Here is a 15337-nt window from a genome sequence, read left to right on the forward strand (position 1 = left end):
GGTTTAACTCCTTACTGCCGTATCAGCGCGACTTGCATACGGTTATGTGTCCTGGTGCCGCTCTCACCGACCGTTCCAACGGCATCCGCCTGGAAGAGGTGAGTGATGATATCGAGTTGATGGCCGGAGAAGAGCATATTGCCTCTGCCTTCCTTGGGATCGATTTTGTCTTCGTAAAGAAGATCGACATCAACCGACATCGGAGGTTGTTCAGCGAGTGTTGGATCTATTGGCGTACCATCTGGATGAGATTCGAAAAAATCCACATTGTGGGCGGTGTTGCCAATGGTGCTTGGAATGTCCAGGTTTGTTGAATCCAATTCGGGACCGGTGACAATCGCAAGGGCGTTCTCGGCGGCTCGAAAGCTCAGCTCCTTGAACTGATGGTTGACTGCGATCTTTGTCTCGAAGTTGGTGTTGCGCATCGCAGTGACACTTAACATCGTAATGATGAGGAGCAGAATCATGCTAATGACCAATGCCGCACCGCTCTGTTTCTTTCTATGGTTTGAAAATAATCTGGTGTAAGTTGTCATAGCTAGCCCTAATTATCGGATGGCTGACGATCCACATGATGAAGATTTCTTAATGAAATCGTAGTACTGGCGGATTTATAAACGTTATTTGTGTCCGGGGCAGTGAATACTTTGCCGAGAAGATCTAATGTCTCAGGGTCCTCAGGGCGGAAGGCATTAGGTAGCTCTATATCGTCCCCGGATTGGACAATCAAGCCGATACGGATGGAGACGACTGCCGGCCAACTTTCCTCATCCACCTCATTTGCCGTGAGAAACTGATTCGCGACGCCATCAGGTTCATCAGTGTCGGTATCTATGCCATAAAGCGCCCGCATTTGCACAATTCCGGAAACGAGGGGTTGAGATATAAGTCGATCGGCGCCCCGATAGACTTGGCATATGAGATTGCCTTCATCATTGACTAAAAAGCGTACCGTGAGAGTATCCGTAAACTCTGCGTCAGCCACGCCGCAAGGGGCGGGACCGGAAGCATAGCGGATAGCTACAACGCTCGAATCTTCGGGATCGGGGCTCCAGGGCGAACCTCCAGCTGTAGCGCCACTCACTATGCCGTCAGGCACTTGGTCGACAGCGGGAAAAGTGCGTGAACCGTTATCGGTTCCTTGATAGGAGTCACTGCCATCGTCCGATGCGGATACGCCCCTTCCCGCCATCACCAGTGCACGGCGCATATCCTGGAAAGCGAAGCGGTAGTTCTCCGTCGCTGCGGCGACGGCTGTCCTCGCATTAAAGGTGTTTCTACTGTCGACATAGACCTTGCCGGCGCCTCCAATAATAAAGATGCCGATGGCGCTGGCAATCATCAATGAGATGATAGAGAAGCCTGATTGATATTTTTTGAATGTAGTCATTTTAAGGCGCCCCCGGTATGGCCGTCATGATTACCTGCTCGGTCGCATTGTCTTCGCTTTGCAAAGCCCAGGTGATCGTAATCAACAGGGGGGAAAGATCGGAACAGAGATCAGCATCAGATCCATCGTTATCAATGCAGGTGATAGTTAGCTGACCATCAGGCAAAGCGCCCTGGACACCACCATCGCAGCTGATCTGCCACATATCGTAGGTTGCCATCTGGGTTGGATCGCACTCGCTGACCCCTACGGTATTGGTCATGTTGGGATTCATGGCGCAGAGTGCTGCAGGAGGTGCTGCACAGTAATCTACTGGGATTTCCGGTGTATAAGCGTTGTCATGATCGCCCTCAAAATCAAATGCGTTAAGATTCGCATGCATTCGGTCAGACAGGGCAGAGGCGAAATCGATAGCTTTGGATCGATAATCCGCATTGCTTGCACCTTGTAGGGCTGTGACTTGCAGTGCCGCCACGCCTAACAGGCCTATGGCGATCACGACAGTTGCAACCATTACTTCGATTAGTGTCATGCCTTGACACCTTACCCGGGAATGAGCGATAGGCGTTGATTTCCTCATGGGCAGTCTCCATCTTCTACCATTTTGATGAATGGGCGACCGCTTAGGTTGAGGCAGACACGACTCTCTAGGACACCTTTGTAGCTGATATCGATTGATCGTTCTGCAACAAGATTGGCTCTACCTCTTGGGCTGTAGGTAACAGTATCACCATCGATGGCGATAAAGTCGCTTTTAACAGTATGGTCCAGTAGCGTTACATCACCAGATTCGACCAGCCACCCGTCAGCTTCAGGCGTGAAAGTGGCTGTGGCTTCTTGTCTTACGGCTTCACTACGGGCGTATAAAATGGCTCCCAGCAAGTCATTGCTGGTTGTGGCGACTGTATTTCTTTGGATAAAGTTAAAATAACTCGGGATGCCCACAGTTACCAGAATTCCTCCGATAGCAATGGCGACCATTAACTCTGCCAATGTGAAGCCATGGACTCGATACATAATAAAACCTCGCTCATTTTGCTTACTAGCTTAGATCAGTCGCCATCATGGTGGCATACCGTTCATCGGGAGAGATTGCCCATATGTCTGGAAATAAGTGACAAATCGGGCCCTAAGCTACAATCAGTTGATTATATCGGCATTAAATGACTAAAAATTAGTGAGAAAGTAATAGTCTACTAAGAATATGTTTGAATATAGGAATTAAACGCCTTGGGACAATGATTGATCTATGCTGAATTATGCTTTTTTTATGTCTAAATCATTCAACAGCGACTTGATGATAAGGAAAAGCGCACGCTTGGATATTCCGGCCTCGACTCTACCTATTTGGATCTCCGGTTCTTGAGTTGGTCAATGACGTTTACCATTGTGTGAAAACGATAATCCTTATTTTTTACATCAATCACATGTTGTATTTATCTTCGAGCTATTGCAGACAGCCGTTATATTAGGATGACTGCGTATTCCTACAACGATTCACCCATTAATGATTTTGGCAAGGCAAATACAACCTGTTCCTCTTTGCCTTGGGTCTCCATGACCTTTTTCGCCCCCCATTCCTTTAATTTGTCGATCACATTTTCAACCAGGATCTCAGGCGCTGAGGCACCCGCAGTGACACCAATATGGTGCTTGCCGTCCAGCCAGCTTGGATCGATATCCTCGGCGCCGTCGATGAGATAAGCTGGAGGACCGTTCTTTTCTGCTATCTCTCTCAGACGATTTGAATTGGAGCTGTTTGGAGAGCCTACGACCAGTACAAGGTCACACTGTTTGGCGAGTTCCTTGACGGCATCCTGACGGTTTTGTGTGGCGTAACAGATATCGTTCTTTTTAGGACCGATAATATTCGGGAAGCGCTGTTGTAAGGTGTTGATGATCTGTTGTGTATCGTCGATGGATAGGGTGGTTTGCGTGACGAAAGCGATTTTCTCTGGATGTCCTAGATCCAGCCCTTCGACATCTTCACTGGTGACCACAAGATGGATGCGGCTGTTATCGTTGTCCGCCATGCACTGTCCCATGGTGCCCTCGACCTCGGGGTGCCCTCTGTGGCCGATCAATATCACTTCATAACCGTCCCGACAGCGGCGGGCGACTTCAAGATGTACTTTGGTCACCAGGGGGCAGGTGGCGTCGAATACGCGGAGCTGTCTCTGTTTCGCCTCCTCGCGGACCGATTGGGAGACGCCGTGGGCGCTGAATATCACGGTATGTCCGTCAGGAACATCACTCAGCTCATCAACGAAGATGGCCCCCCGTGTGCGCAGACTCTCCACGACAAAGCGGTTGTGTACGACCTCGTGACGGACATAGATGGGTGCCCCCAGAAGCTCCAGGGCACGTTCGACGATCTCGATCGCACGATCGACACCGGCGCAAAAGCCTCTGGGATTGGCCAGTAGTATCTGTTGTGTTCGGTTCATTGGTTACAGTGCCTGGCATGCATCTTCAATTGGTGCCCGGATCGTTCTCCTCCGGGCCCGGAAACGGGGCCGGTTCAACCTCAAGGATAGTGACTTTGTAACTGAATTGCTTGCCGCAGAGGGGATGGTTGAAATCGACTTGAACACGTTCATCGTCAATCTGCAGAACCGTACCGGCAATCTCCTCGCCTTCAGGGGTGGTGAAGGCGATGATCTCCCCAGGGTTGAAAGTTTGATCGGCCTGAAACTCACTTCTGTCCAGCCAATGGATCAAGGTGCTATCTCTTGGTCCGTAGACATCGTCGCCTTTAACAAGCAGTTCCTGCTCATCCCCGACGTGTAGCCCCAGCAAGGCAAACTCCAGCATCTGTTCCATGGTGTTGTCACCGAGGCTGAATTCCAAGGGTTCTTCCCCATAGGTGGACACTATTTCCGTCTCGTCGGGGAGGGTCAGTGAAAAGTGCATCTTGACCCGGCAGAGAGGAGCGATTTTGGGTTTGAACTCAGTCATTTCTTACTGCTCGGCACTACTTTGTTGCAGTGCGTGGAGCTGTGGTAGATCAAGCTTCAGGCGCTCGGCATGGGAAAGTGCCCGTTGCAACCTGGCCCGGGCGCTGCGTCCCATACATTGATGCTGCGGGTCACCCTCGAAGGCCGTGACCATGGCGGCAATCAATGCCTCCCGGTCGAAGATTCTGTTTGTCAAGGCTTCCTGCAAGGATATGATCTCCCCGGCAACCTGCCGGGCAAAGGTTTGATGGTGTTGCCAAAGCTCACCCACATTACCACCGGTGCGCAGTCCGGCTATGTTGCTGGTGAGAATGTAGAGATTCTTCAAAACCAGCTGAAAAAGCAGCTGTTCCTCATCCGCCAGGACCGTCACCGGGATGTTGACCGCGGCCAGGGCGCGACGCATCAATTCAGACTGAGGGCCGAACACCGGGGAGGGTATGATGACCTTGGCGTCGATGCCCGGCTTTTTCTCGAACCAGATGGAGATGACTGTCGGTGAGTCCACCCCCTGCCAATCGTCAGGTAATAACTCATTCTGCAGCAGGCAGAGACCTGATCGCCATTTCTCGGGTATCCCGTCGAGTACGCCACTCAAGGCATTTTCACCGACCGCCACGATCACCAGCGCCGGCTGCCCGATCCGCGCGGCCAATTGCTGACTGTCACTCTCCCGGGTTACCGGGTGGACACTGAAGCCCAGGCGGAGAAAACCCTTGGCCAGAACGCCACCTATCTCTCCGATACCGATCAAAACAACCTCATTTCCCGGCATATGTCTACTCACCATTGGTTCTGTTTAGCAGGACGCATCATAGCGGATTTGCATTATTTTTATAAAGGTCTAACATATCCTTAAGTAGGAGGATTAATAAATATAGGCAGTACTATGATAAATAAAGAAATTATTGTCAATCACGAGCTTCCTCTCTATGAAGTTCAAGAGGTTTCCCTACTCGATGCGATGTTACTTTTGAAAGAGCAGGGTGGTTCTGGCCGGGAGTCGTCGATCACCCGCGCCGCTGAAATGATAAAGCATCGAAGCCAGGCGCGATCGATGGACGCAAATTGGCCCATGACGGGCACTTAGAAGCACTCCACGCCAATTCTCAATATGACGGTAGACAGGCCGAGCGTGGTATTTTTCTGCCGTATCAGCCCGCCTGGATCATCATGAGAATAGAGGCTGAGTTGTGCAGAAGCATTCTCTCAATCCGCTGATTCAGACGAGTATCTCCTGGGTGACGAAGAGGATACCTATAGAGACGATAACCACCACCACCGCCAGGTATTGAAACAGAATACAGATTCCGGGTAGGTCGTTGCAGACTTTGCTGAATCGGCAAATCTTGCAGTTTTTCATTCTCATACCTCACAAACTACAGAGGTCGGCAGCTCTACTTAATAAGATGAGCCGACCGTTGCTGCTTAGGCCGGGGTGGCCTGAACAATGGCTCATTGAGCCGATCTTAGCCACTATGCACAACATGATCGTTCAGGTGGTTGGTGTTCCTGGACGACGCAGGGTTGCAGCAATCAACCGGCAATCATGGTCGCACACTTTCTCAGGTGTTGGAAGTGGCTAGTCTTGCCGGAAAATACCAGGGTATATCTAAGTATTTGTTTTTAGAAGGTTCGCTTTGATGATCTCCGTGATCGTATTAACATGTCCCCTGGTTTCACTCGATATATGGAGAAGCGGATGCTGATTGAAGGCCCTTTGAAGATTGCCGTGCTGGATGATCCTGAACAACCCGGGCGCGAACTGCATATCAGTTTTACCTCTGAGTTTCAGTCACTTGAGCAATCAGGCCAGGCAAACGACTTCACCGAGTATCTACAGCTACTGGGACGCAGTATCGAGTCACTTTCGGAGGGCGATCCCAATCGGGCAGGGATGCTGATCGTACAACAGATCGCAGAACAGCTGTTGCCGCATCTGCAAACCGGGGATTTGGAGATCTCGGAGACGATTATCGTCGAGATGGGACGGGATTATGCCAGTGACTCCCTCATGGGCCTGCTCAATTCATGAGCGATGCCGTTTATATCCTGGAGGGGACAGTTGACAACTTTGACCGGCTGGTGGTGGAGAACTCTAAACGGGGTTTGGTAATCGTTGATTTCTGGGCGCCCTGGGTGGGACCATCCCTTAAACAGCGTGAGATTTTTGTCGACCTGGCCAAGCACTACCAGGGGCGTTTCCTATTGGTCTCGATCAACACCGACGAACAGAAACCGCTGGCTGAACGGTTCGGTGTGCGCAGTCTGCCCTCATTCAAGCTCTTCCACCAGGGAGAGATGGTCGCGGAGTTTCATGGGGTACAACCGGAAGCCGATTATTCACGGATAATCGACGAATATGTACAACGACAGCCTAACCCTATCAGTCGCGAGGCGATTGCCGCATGGCAGGCGGGAGATCCGGAAAAGGCATTGCAGTTGCTTGCCGAAGCGGTGGTGGCCGATCCTGAAAACCTCGCCTTGCCGGCGTTGATGAGCAAGATCCTCATGCGTCAGCAACGCACTCGTGATGCCCATGCCCTGCTGAGTTCACTACCGGAGCAGGCCCGGGAAGCGGTGGAAGTGCGCAACCTGCTGGCGCATCTGGATGTCATCGTTACTGCTGAGGATGCGGATCCGCCAACTACCCTGGTGCAACGTTTGCAGGCGGACCCCAAGGATGCCGATACGCTCTATCAGCTTGCCGCAATACGCTTGGTCGGAGATGATTTAGAGGCAGCCCTCAAGTTGTTGCTAGAAGTTGCGCATAGCTATCCTGGTTATCGTAACGGTATTGCGCGTAAAGCCATGCGGGCCGTACTGGATCAACTCGATGCCGGTGATGAACTGGTGGCACATTTTCGTCGCGAACTCTACCGGCTCGATTACTGAATTCGAAAAGATGCCTGAAACACCCCCACAGATCGGATTTGTCAGCCTGGGCTGTCCCAAGAACCTGGTTGATTCGGAGCAGATACTGAGTCGTCTACGGGCGGAAGGGTATCAGCTTTCCGCCAGTTATGCTGGCGCGGATCTCGTACTGGTGAATACGTGCGGTTTTATCGATGCGGCTGTGGAGGAGTCTCTTGAGGCAATCGGCGAGGCGCTGGAGGAGAACGGCAGGGTCATCGTGACCGGTTGCCTGGGGAAGGATGAGGCACGTATTCGAGACGCACACCCACAGGTACTGGCGGTGACGGGACCCCACGCCTATGCGGAGGTGATGGATGCTGTACACCGACAGCTTCCGCCTCCCCATGATCCCTTTACCAGCCTGGTTCCACCGCAGGGTATAAAACTGACCCCCGGGCACTACGCCTATCTGAAGATCTCTGAAGGGTGTAATCACAGCTGCAGATTTTGCATCATTCCTGATCTGCGCGGTCCCCTGGTGAGCCGGCCTTTCGGGGAAGTCATGCTTGAAGCCCAGCGGCTGGTCGAATCGGGAGTCAGGGAGTTGCTGGTCGTCTCCCAGGACACCAGTGCCTATGGCGTGGATATCAAGTACCGACCCGATTTTTGGCAGGGCAGGCCGGTCGCCACGAAATTAGCATCCTTAGCCGCTGCCCTTGGGGAGTTGCAGGCCTGGATAAGACTCCACTATGTCTATCCCTATCCCCACGTGGATGACCTGATCCCATTAATGGCGGAGGAGCATATCCTGCCCTATCTCGATATGCCGCTGCAACACGGCAATGTACGGGTTCTGCAAGCCATGAAACGGCCAGCTGCCACCGAGAAGGTATTGGGTAGAATTGAGCGCTGGCGTCGGGAGTGCCCGGATCTGACCCTGCGCAGTACGTTCATTGTCGGATTTCCCGGTGAGACAGAGGCGGAATTCGAAGAACTGCTGGCATTTCTGCGCGAGGCAAAGCTCGATCGGGTGGGTTGTTTTGCCTACTCACCCGTTAAGGGAGCCCAGGCCAATGATCTGCCGGATCCAGTGCCGGACGAGGTCAAAGAGGCCCGTCGCGCCAGGTTTATGCAGGTACAGGCGGAGATCAGCCGTGAACGATTACAGGCGAAAATAGGTAACAGGATGGTGGTTCTGGTTGATGAGGTCAGAGATAAACAGGTGGTGGCCCGTAGTGCTGCGGATGCTCCCGAAATAGACGGTCGGGTATTCATTCCCGGCGCCTGGAATCTGCAACCTGGGGATTTTATAGAGGTACGGGTTACTGCCGCGACGGCACACGATCTACGGGCGGAGCCTGTGGATGTGGATGAATCGGAGTGTGAATAGGGTAGTGGATCTGGCGCATCCATGCGCCATGCCAACCGAAGGAGAGGGCGAATCGCCCTTTAACTGGTGATGAGGGCCATTCAATCAGAATGCAGAGCCGCTCTGCCTGCCCATCTTCTTTAGAATTGTAGCCAATGGACAGAATCCGGTGAATGCGGATTGTAAGAGATTGAGCCCAACGAAGGCGGTCAGGAAGAGCCAATAGGGGTGATGGTAGTGTGAAAGCACTACACTCAGAAGGATTACAACACCCGCAAAAGCGAGAACGATTCGGTCGATATTCATGGATTTGCCTCTAAACTGTCTATGTTTATCCATCAGCCACACCTGAAATAGATGGATCAAGATGTGTCATTCATGGAATGAGCCATCGCGAAAACAGCCTGCGAAAAATTGGACGCTATATTAGCACTATCTAATATTTAGTCAAGGACATAACCAATCATGACCCTGAACCATGAAGAAGCAGATATACAGGATCGTTTGATAGCGCGATTGGTGCATTGTCCGATATGCTTTGGCGATCCCCAGTGTGAAGTGGAGCATATCGAGACCCATATCTTACACCTGCTTTTGGCGGGAGATCGGGTCTATAAGATCAAGAAACCACTGGATCTCGGATTTCTGGACTTCTCTACCTTGGAAAAAAGGCGACAGTGTTGCGAGGAGGAGTTGCGTCTCAACAGCCGATTGGCGCCAGACCTCTACCTGGGGGTGGTGGGCATAGGGGGAACTTTGGACTCACCCCGAATCGGTGCGGATGAGGGGATCATTGAGTATGCCGTAGAAATGCGCCGGTTTCGCCAACAGGATCTGCTCAGTCACACCTTGCCGGACAGAGAACAGATCGAGTACCTGGCCCGCTTGCTTGCAGAGTTCCATCATTCCATACCCTCGATCAGTCATGGTATGCCCTATGGCACCCCGGAGCATATCATTCAGCCCATTCTGGAGAACTTTCGGCTCATACGGGGCTTGAAACAGCCGCTGTTTGAAATCGAACGATTGAATGTCCTGCAGACCTGGGCCGAGCAACAAAGCATGGTTCTGCAACCCATCATGGAAGAGCGCTACTATGCAGGCCATATCCGCGAATGCCATGGTGACCTCCACCTGGGTAACATCACACTGTTTGAAAATAAGATCACACCCTTCGACGGCATCGAATTCAATCCCGATCTGCGCTGGATCGACACCCTCAGCGACATCGCATTCCTGCTCATGGATCTGCAGCATCGCGGGATGAATTCTGCGGCTTCCCAGCTCCTCAACAGCTACCTGGAGCGAACGAACGATTACGCAGGATTGCCTATGCTGCGCTTCTATCTGCTCTATCGCGCCACGGTGCGGGCCAAGGTTAGCGCGATCAGGGCTACGCAATCGGGCTTGCAACATGAGGAGTGGGAGCAGCAACTGGAAGAGTATCGGAGTTTCCTGAGCCTGGCGGAGTCGGTGATTCGCCATCCGCCCGCTTCGCTTATCCTGACCCATGGGGTTTCCGGCTCGGGAAAGAGTACAGTCAGTGGCTGGCTTGCGGAGCAGTTGATGGCGATCAGGATAAGATCCGACGTGGAACGCCGGCGTCTGTTTCCTGAGCGGAAGGGCTCAGGTGTGGAAATTGAGCGCTACAGCGAACGTGCATCACGCATTACCTACAATCATCTGGCGGGCATGGCAAAACAGCTGCTGCGATCGGGTTTTTCAGTGATCATCGATGCCACCAGTCTGGCGCAGTGGCAACGAGAGCTGTTTCTGCAACTGTCGGAGAACCAGCAGGCGCCGATGGTCATCATCGACTGTCAGGCAGAGGAATCGCTGCTGAAAAAACGTATCCGGAAGAGGTGTGACGGTGGACAGGACGCCTCTGAAGCCGATCTTGCAGTACTCAAGCTACAGCAAGAGAAACGCCAGCCGCTAACCGCCTCGGAACTGGAAAGGACAATTGTCGTCGACAGCGAACACTTTCCACCTTCCGGACTACTGGCCACTGTGCTGCAACGATTGATGCGATAGCATGTTGTGCTGCATGGGTAGTGGGTGATTCCTTTTTTACGAACCCAATTGATATTTGACATACAGGTATTAATAATGCGTTTTCCTCAACTCAAGATCGGCCAGCAATTCGAATATCAGGGTAAGCGGTATACCAAGACAGGTCCTTTGACTGCCTCTGTAGAGGGAACGGGTGCCAGTGCAATGATCAGGCGTTCGGCGGAGGTGGTGCTGGTTGATGGTGAGGTGGCAGTACCATCTGCTGCACAACTGAAACAGAATTACAGTCGACAGGAGATGCTGGATCTATGTCGGGATTACAGATTGAAACTCCACCATGAACTCAAACAAATGGCAGTGGAAGAGGGTGGTTTGGAATTAGGCACTGTTCTGCGGGTGATCGATAACACCTTTGGCAACTCCTAGACCAAGCCTTCATCCCAATAGGGTTGCTCACCGAACAGCTCACGAAAATACTCCGCCAGGATCCTGACCCGCTGCGGTATGAAACGACGGTTCGGGTAGATGGCATATGCGGTCGCAGTGGGGAGTTCGTAATCTGCCAGGATCGGCACCAGGCGGCCCTCGAGGATGGTCCGGTAGGCAATGAAGGTGGGGGAGATGCAGATACCATGTCCCGATGCGGCGGCCTCGAGGATGATCTGGCCGTTGTTGGCCAGCATTCTGTTTTCCACACGCACAGTGTGTGCCACACCTTTACGGTCAACAAAGCGCCATTTTTGCGGTTCCGGCAGATTTGAATAACAGAGGCACTGATGACCTGTTAGTGCTTCAGGTGTCTCCGGAGTACCGTAGCGGGCGAGATAACCCGGACTGGCGCAGAGTATCGTGCGGATCGGCGCCAGGGGCAGGGCGACCATGGTGGAGTCCTCAAGCTGACCGATACGCAGTGCCAGGTCGACACCCTCCTGGATCAGGTCGACCTGGCTGTCGTTGAAATCCATATCCAGTATCACCCCGGGGTGCTTGCTCATGAAGCTGTTGAGCGCGGGCGCCAGATGCATCAAGCCAAAAGAGAGTGGGGCGGCCAGGCGGATTCGGCCACTCAAGGCGTGCTGGGCGCTGGAGACAGACTGCTCTGCATCCGCCAGATCTTCCAGTAACTGAATCGCCCTTGGATAGAAGGTGCGACCGGCATCGGTGAGGGATAGACGGCGTGTGGTGCGCTGGATCAGTAGGGCGCCTAGATACTCCTCGAGCTCCGAAACCCGTCGGCTGATGACCGATTTACCTAATCCTAAGCGTTCCGCGGCCGCGCTGAACTGACCTGACTCGACCACGGCAACAAAGCTCTCTAAGCACTCTAATCGGTCCATTGTTCCAAATTCTGCAACAGTGTTTCCTGAATTGTGGTCTTTATCTTCGAAATTGACAACCTAAACTAGCTGATAACTGATTAAAACACTATGCATTTTTTGCGAGGAGGCTGTCATGGAACAGCTTGTTACTAACAGACGAGGGATTAAGCAAGTCGTTGTCGGCCAAGAGACTTCCGATGGCGCCGGCGTGCGCCTGACCCGGGTTATCGGCGGACCGCAGTTGCCCCAATTCGATCCATTCTTGCTCCTTGACCACTTTGTGTCCGACGATCCCGATGACTATATCGGTGGTTTTCCTCCCCATCCTCACAGGGGGTTCGAGACGGTGACCTATCTGTTGGCCGGCCAGGTTGAGCACCGCGACAATGCCGGTCATACCGGTCTTCTCGAGACGGGGGGCGTGCAGTGGATGACCGCCGGGCGAGGTGTGATTCACTCCGAGATGCCGCAACAGCAGGATGGCCTGTTGTCCGGTTTCCAACTCTGGGTCAATCTGCCGGCCGGCGAGAAGATGATCGATCCACGCTATCAGGAGTTCGATCGCCAGGCGATACCGCTGGAGGCGCGGAGTGATGGTGTCGAGGTACGCGTGGTGGCCGGGCAGACATCCCGGCAGACGAGAGGACCGGTGAGTGAATTGGTGACACCGGCACTTTTTTACGATATCACACTGCCCGTAGGTAGCCGCTTCGAAGAATCTTTGCCGGAAACCTATAATAGCTTTGTTTACCTCATCGAAGGGGCGGTTTCAATCGATGGAATTGATCTGGAGGTAAATAGCCTGGCGGTACTGGATCAAGGAGATAGTGTTGAAATAACCGCGCAGGAGCCGAGTCGTTTACTGCTGGTGGCAGGCCAGCCACTGCACGAACCCATTGCCCGGCGTGGTCCCTTCGTCATGAACAGCGAAGCGGAGTTGCAGCAGGCCTTCAACGACTATCAGGAGGGTCGTTTCTGATGCGCTTGGCCAATGACAGGGAGAACTATGGTCTGGTTGCCATTCTGCTGCACTGGCTGGTGGCCCTGGTGATCTACGGCCTGTTCGGTCTGGGGATATGGATGCGCGATCTTGGCTACTACGATCCCTGGTATCAGCTTGGACCCTGGTGGCATAAAGGCATCGGCGTGATGCTCTTCTTCGTATTCGTGCTACGCCTTGCATGGCGCTTCATCACGCCGCGCCCAGATCATCTGCCCACCCATAAACCCTATGAACGATGGGCAGCCTCCCTGGTGCACTGGCTGTTCTATCTGCTGATACTCATCGTCATGATCAGCGGCTATCTGATTACCACCGCAGATGGTCGTTCGCTGGAGGTATTTGACTGGTTCGAAATTCCGGCAACCCTGAGCGGCATCGACGGACAGGAGGACATCGCCGGCAAGATCCACCTCTATCTTGCCTGGGGCATAGTGCTGCTCAGTCTGTTGCACACTCTGGCGGCCTTGAAACACCACTTTTTTGACCATGACCGGAGCCTCAAGCGCATGCTGGGGATCTGACACGACTCGGAGGAGAGAATCGGATGATAAAGGTAGCAATTGTCTATCACAGTGGCTTCGGCCATACCAAGTTGCAGGCAGAGGCAGTGCATAAAGGCGCCGCATCAATCGATGGTGTAGAGGCCGTGTTGCTTACCGCGGAAGAGGCTGGCGCCGACTTGGACGGTCTCGATGATGCGGACGGGATCATTTTCGGTACACCCACCTACATGGGAAGCATGTCGGCGGGGATGAAGAAGTTCCTTGAGACCGCGGCGGCCAAGTGGTTCACCCAATCCTGGAAGGATAAGGTGGCGGGTGCCTTCACCAACTCCAGTTCCTATTCCGGGGATAAGTTGAATACCCTGGTGGGGCTGATGATCAATGCCATGCAGCAGGGGATGATCTACGTCAGCCTGGGCATGCACCCGGCCGCCAGCGATCCGGATTCGATGAATCGCATCGAAGGCCCCGGGCCGGAGGTGATGAATCGGATCGGCTCCTATTCGGGGCCGATGGCGGCAAGTTTTCAGGTGGATCCGGGTGATGCGCCATCATCAGGGGATATCGCAACTGCGGAGGCCTACGGTGCCAGGGTTGCAACTATCACGCAACAATTGGTACGGGGAAGAGAAGTTGGTTGAACAATTGTTTGGAAACTACAAACAAGCAGTTTAACGAGCGACTGATGACGGTCTTTCGCAGCAGCGGCATGGATGCCGCGGTAGCCCCGTCAGCATATGGACGTGCTGCTGGGGCGGCGGGGAAAGACCGTCATCAGTCGTGTAGAGCCAGCTTGAATCTCGGTTACCAAGAGTCAGATTTACAGACTGACATCTACTGTATAGAGCCATCTTAGAATTTAAGTCAGTAGATCCTATACAAGGGGAAATGACTAAATGGATTTTATAAACAAATTGTAAAGGAGTATTGGCCAACTTCCACGCGGTTGGCGGTCATCTTTTTACGCCGCCCCAACAGTACATCCATGTGCTGACGGGGCTACCGCGACATCCCTGTCGCTGCTACGAAAGATAACCGCCAACCGCTCTTAAACTGAAAGATTGTATCAATAGAAAGATGGAGAATCCGATGAAAAAACTTTTAATACCATTGATAGCAGCGAGTTTTATTTTTGTGACACCCCTTAACGCGGAAGAGTATGTGATCGACACTAAAGGCGCCCATGCCTTCATACAGTTCCGCATCAAGCATCTTGGTTACAGTTGGCTGCTGGGCCGCTTCAACGAGTTCAGCGGCAGCTTCAGCTATGATGAGAAAAACCCCCAGGCCGCGAAGATATCGGTGGATATCAAACCGGCCAGCGTTGACAGCAATCATGGAGAACGTGACAAGCATCTGCGGGACGAGGATTTTCTCTATGTGGACAAATACCCCAAGGCGTCATTCGTCTCAACCTCTTTTACCGAGAAGGGCGATGGCAAGGCGGAACTCAAGGGCGATCTCACCCTGCGCGGGGTAACCAAACCGGTTGTGATCGCGGTTGAACATATCGGACACGGTAAAGATCCCTGGGGCGGATACAGACGTGGATTTTTCGGAACCACCGAGATCGCGCTTGCCGACTTTGGGATCCCCTTCGACCTGGGACCAGCCTCGAAAACCGTGCAGCTGGAACTATCAGTGGAAGGGATCAGGCAGTAAAGTGATCCATAATCAGGCGATGGCATGTTCTCTCTGTAAAGGAAGAGAGGTGCCAATCGCCTATTTGCTTACATAAAAATTTAGCCGCTAATAAACGCTAATCACCGCAAATATACGCAAATGGTTTGATGATACTTGATGTCCTGAGACCTCCCGCAATGCTTTGTAGACTCCCGAGAAACATGCTGATTGAATAGTACAGATTTATCCGGATACATCGAGCCAAGCCTCAATCGACAGAAATTGAGTTACACAATCGCGAAAA

The 15337-nt window shown here is 52.8% G+C and carries 20 protein-coding genes; 10 read left to right on the forward strand and 10 right to left on the reverse strand.

Features of this window, described 5'->3' with window-relative positions:
• Positions 1–11: 11 nt before the first annotated feature.
• The 7 genes from CODIS_RS07600 to CODIS_RS07630 form a co-directional block, all read right to left on the reverse strand.
• A complete protein-coding gene (locus CODIS_RS07600; RefSeq protein WP_154723054.1) occupies positions 12–536 on the reverse strand; it encodes a pilus assembly PilX family protein in 525 nt (174 codons plus the stop codon).
• A gap of 8 nt (positions 537–544) precedes the next feature.
• Complete coding sequence (locus tag CODIS_RS07605; RefSeq protein ID WP_069123345.1) at positions 545–1390, reverse strand: PilW family protein; 846 nt, start codon at positions 1388–1390, stop codon at positions 545–547.
• Position 1391: 1 nt separating this feature from the next.
• The gene (pilV, locus tag CODIS_RS07610; protein WP_083220612.1) at positions 1392–1970 is read right to left on the reverse strand and encodes a type IV pilus modification protein PilV; all 579 of its coding nucleotides are present in this window, start codon (positions 1968–1970) and stop codon (positions 1392–1394) included.
• Positions 1967–2407: a GspH/FimT family pseudopilin gene (locus CODIS_RS07615; protein WP_069123351.1), complete on the reverse strand. Its 441-nt coding sequence runs from the start codon at positions 2405–2407 to the stop codon at positions 1967–1969. Before CODIS_RS07615 ends, pilV begins: the two co-directional genes overlap by 4 nt.
• Before the next feature lie 470 nt (positions 2408–2877).
• A complete protein-coding gene (gene ispH, locus CODIS_RS07620; RefSeq protein ID WP_069123356.1) occupies positions 2878–3837 on the reverse strand; it encodes a 4-hydroxy-3-methylbut-2-enyl diphosphate reductase in 960 nt (319 codons plus the stop codon).
• 25 nt (positions 3838–3862) lie between these two features.
• Positions 3863–4348, reverse strand: a complete 486-nt coding sequence (locus CODIS_RS07625; protein ID WP_069123361.1) for an FKBP-type peptidyl-prolyl cis-trans isomerase — start codon at positions 4346–4348, stop codon at positions 3863–3865.
• A 3-nt stretch (positions 4349–4351) separates the two neighbouring features.
• The gene (locus tag CODIS_RS07630) at positions 4352–5137 is read right to left on the reverse strand and encodes a hypothetical protein (protein ID WP_235615153.1); all 786 of its coding nucleotides are present in this window, start codon (positions 5135–5137) and stop codon (positions 4352–4354) included.
• Between the two features lie 99 nt (positions 5138–5236).
• On the opposite strand from CODIS_RS07630, the gene CODIS_RS07635 reads away from it, so the two are divergent.
• The gene (locus CODIS_RS07635) at positions 5237–5437 is read left to right on the forward strand and encodes a hypothetical protein (RefSeq protein WP_069123369.1); all 201 of its coding nucleotides are present in this window, start codon (positions 5237–5239) and stop codon (positions 5435–5437) included.
• A gap of 132 nt (positions 5438–5569) precedes the next feature.
• Here CODIS_RS07635 and CODIS_RS21235 read toward each other — a convergent pair whose 3' ends face one another.
• Positions 5570–5710, reverse strand: a complete 141-nt coding sequence (locus CODIS_RS21235; RefSeq protein WP_201259017.1) for a hypothetical protein — start codon at positions 5708–5710, stop codon at positions 5570–5572.
• Between the two features lie 339 nt (positions 5711–6049).
• Between CODIS_RS21235 and CODIS_RS07640 the strand changes: the two genes are divergently transcribed.
• Genes CODIS_RS07640 through rimO form a run of 3 tightly spaced genes read left to right on the forward strand, consistent with a single transcriptional unit; the run spans position 6050 to position 8593 of the window.
• The gene (locus CODIS_RS07640; RefSeq protein WP_069123374.1) at positions 6050–6382 is read left to right on the forward strand and encodes a transcriptional regulator; all 333 of its coding nucleotides are present in this window, start codon (positions 6050–6052) and stop codon (positions 6380–6382) included.
• Positions 6379–7242, forward strand: a complete 864-nt coding sequence (locus CODIS_RS07645; RefSeq protein ID WP_069123378.1) for a tetratricopeptide repeat protein — start codon at positions 6379–6381, stop codon at positions 7240–7242. Before CODIS_RS07640 ends, CODIS_RS07645 begins: the two co-directional genes overlap by 4 nt.
• A 10-nt stretch (positions 7243–7252) precedes the next feature.
• A complete protein-coding gene (gene rimO / locus CODIS_RS07650) occupies positions 7253–8593 on the forward strand; it encodes a 30S ribosomal protein S12 methylthiotransferase RimO (RefSeq protein WP_069123381.1) in 1341 nt (446 codons plus the stop codon).
• An 84-nt stretch (positions 8594–8677) separates the two neighbouring features.
• Here the strand turns inward: rimO and CODIS_RS07655 are convergent, their stop codons facing one another.
• Positions 8678–8878: a YgaP family membrane protein gene (locus CODIS_RS07655; RefSeq protein ID WP_069123669.1), complete on the reverse strand. Its 201-nt coding sequence runs from the start codon at positions 8876–8878 to the stop codon at positions 8678–8680.
• Positions 8879–9037: 159 nt separating this feature from the next.
• Here CODIS_RS07655 and CODIS_RS07660 point away from each other — a divergent pair, with 159 nt between their 5' ends.
• Positions 9038–10606 (forward strand): bifunctional aminoglycoside phosphotransferase/ATP-binding protein, encoded by a 1569-nt coding sequence (locus CODIS_RS07660; protein ID WP_069123385.1) that lies wholly within the window; start codon positions 9038–9040, stop codon positions 10604–10606.
• 75 nt (positions 10607–10681) lie between these two features.
• Positions 10682–11011: a hypothetical protein gene (locus CODIS_RS07665; protein ID WP_069123388.1), complete on the forward strand. Its 330-nt coding sequence runs from the start codon at positions 10682–10684 to the stop codon at positions 11009–11011.
• Here the strand turns inward: CODIS_RS07665 and CODIS_RS07670 are convergent.
• Positions 11008–11922: a LysR family transcriptional regulator gene (locus tag CODIS_RS07670; RefSeq protein ID WP_069123394.1), complete on the reverse strand. Its 915-nt coding sequence runs from the start codon at positions 11920–11922 to the stop codon at positions 11008–11010. The genes CODIS_RS07665 and CODIS_RS07670 overlap by 4 nt on opposite strands.
• 115 nt (positions 11923–12037) lie before the next feature.
• Here CODIS_RS07670 and CODIS_RS07675 point away from each other — a divergent pair, with 115 nt between their 5' ends.
• The 4 genes from CODIS_RS07675 to CODIS_RS07690 all read left to right on the forward strand — a co-directional run bounded on the left by CODIS_RS07675 (position 12038) and on the right by CODIS_RS07690 (position 15072).
• Complete coding sequence (locus tag CODIS_RS07675; RefSeq protein WP_069123399.1) at positions 12038–12883, forward strand: pirin family protein; 846 nt, start codon at positions 12038–12040, stop codon at positions 12881–12883.
• The gene (locus CODIS_RS07680; RefSeq protein ID WP_069123411.1) at positions 12883–13428 is read left to right on the forward strand and encodes a cytochrome b; all 546 of its coding nucleotides are present in this window, start codon (positions 12883–12885) and stop codon (positions 13426–13428) included. The genes CODIS_RS07675 and CODIS_RS07680 overlap by 1 nt, the downstream gene beginning before the upstream one ends.
• Before the next feature lie 23 nt (positions 13429–13451).
• Positions 13452–14051 (forward strand): flavodoxin family protein, encoded by a 600-nt coding sequence (locus CODIS_RS07685; RefSeq protein WP_069123416.1) that lies wholly within the window; start codon positions 13452–13454, stop codon positions 14049–14051.
• 448 nt (positions 14052–14499) lie between these two features.
• Positions 14500–15072 (forward strand): YceI family protein, encoded by a 573-nt coding sequence (locus tag CODIS_RS07690; protein WP_201259018.1) that lies wholly within the window; start codon positions 14500–14502, stop codon positions 15070–15072.
• The last annotated feature ends 265 nt before the right edge of the window (positions 15073–15337 follow it).

The organism is Candidatus Thiodiazotropha endolucinida (assembly GCF_001715975.1).
Lineage (GTDB): Bacteria > Pseudomonadota > Gammaproteobacteria > Chromatiales > Chromatiaceae > Thiodiazotropha > Thiodiazotropha endolucinida.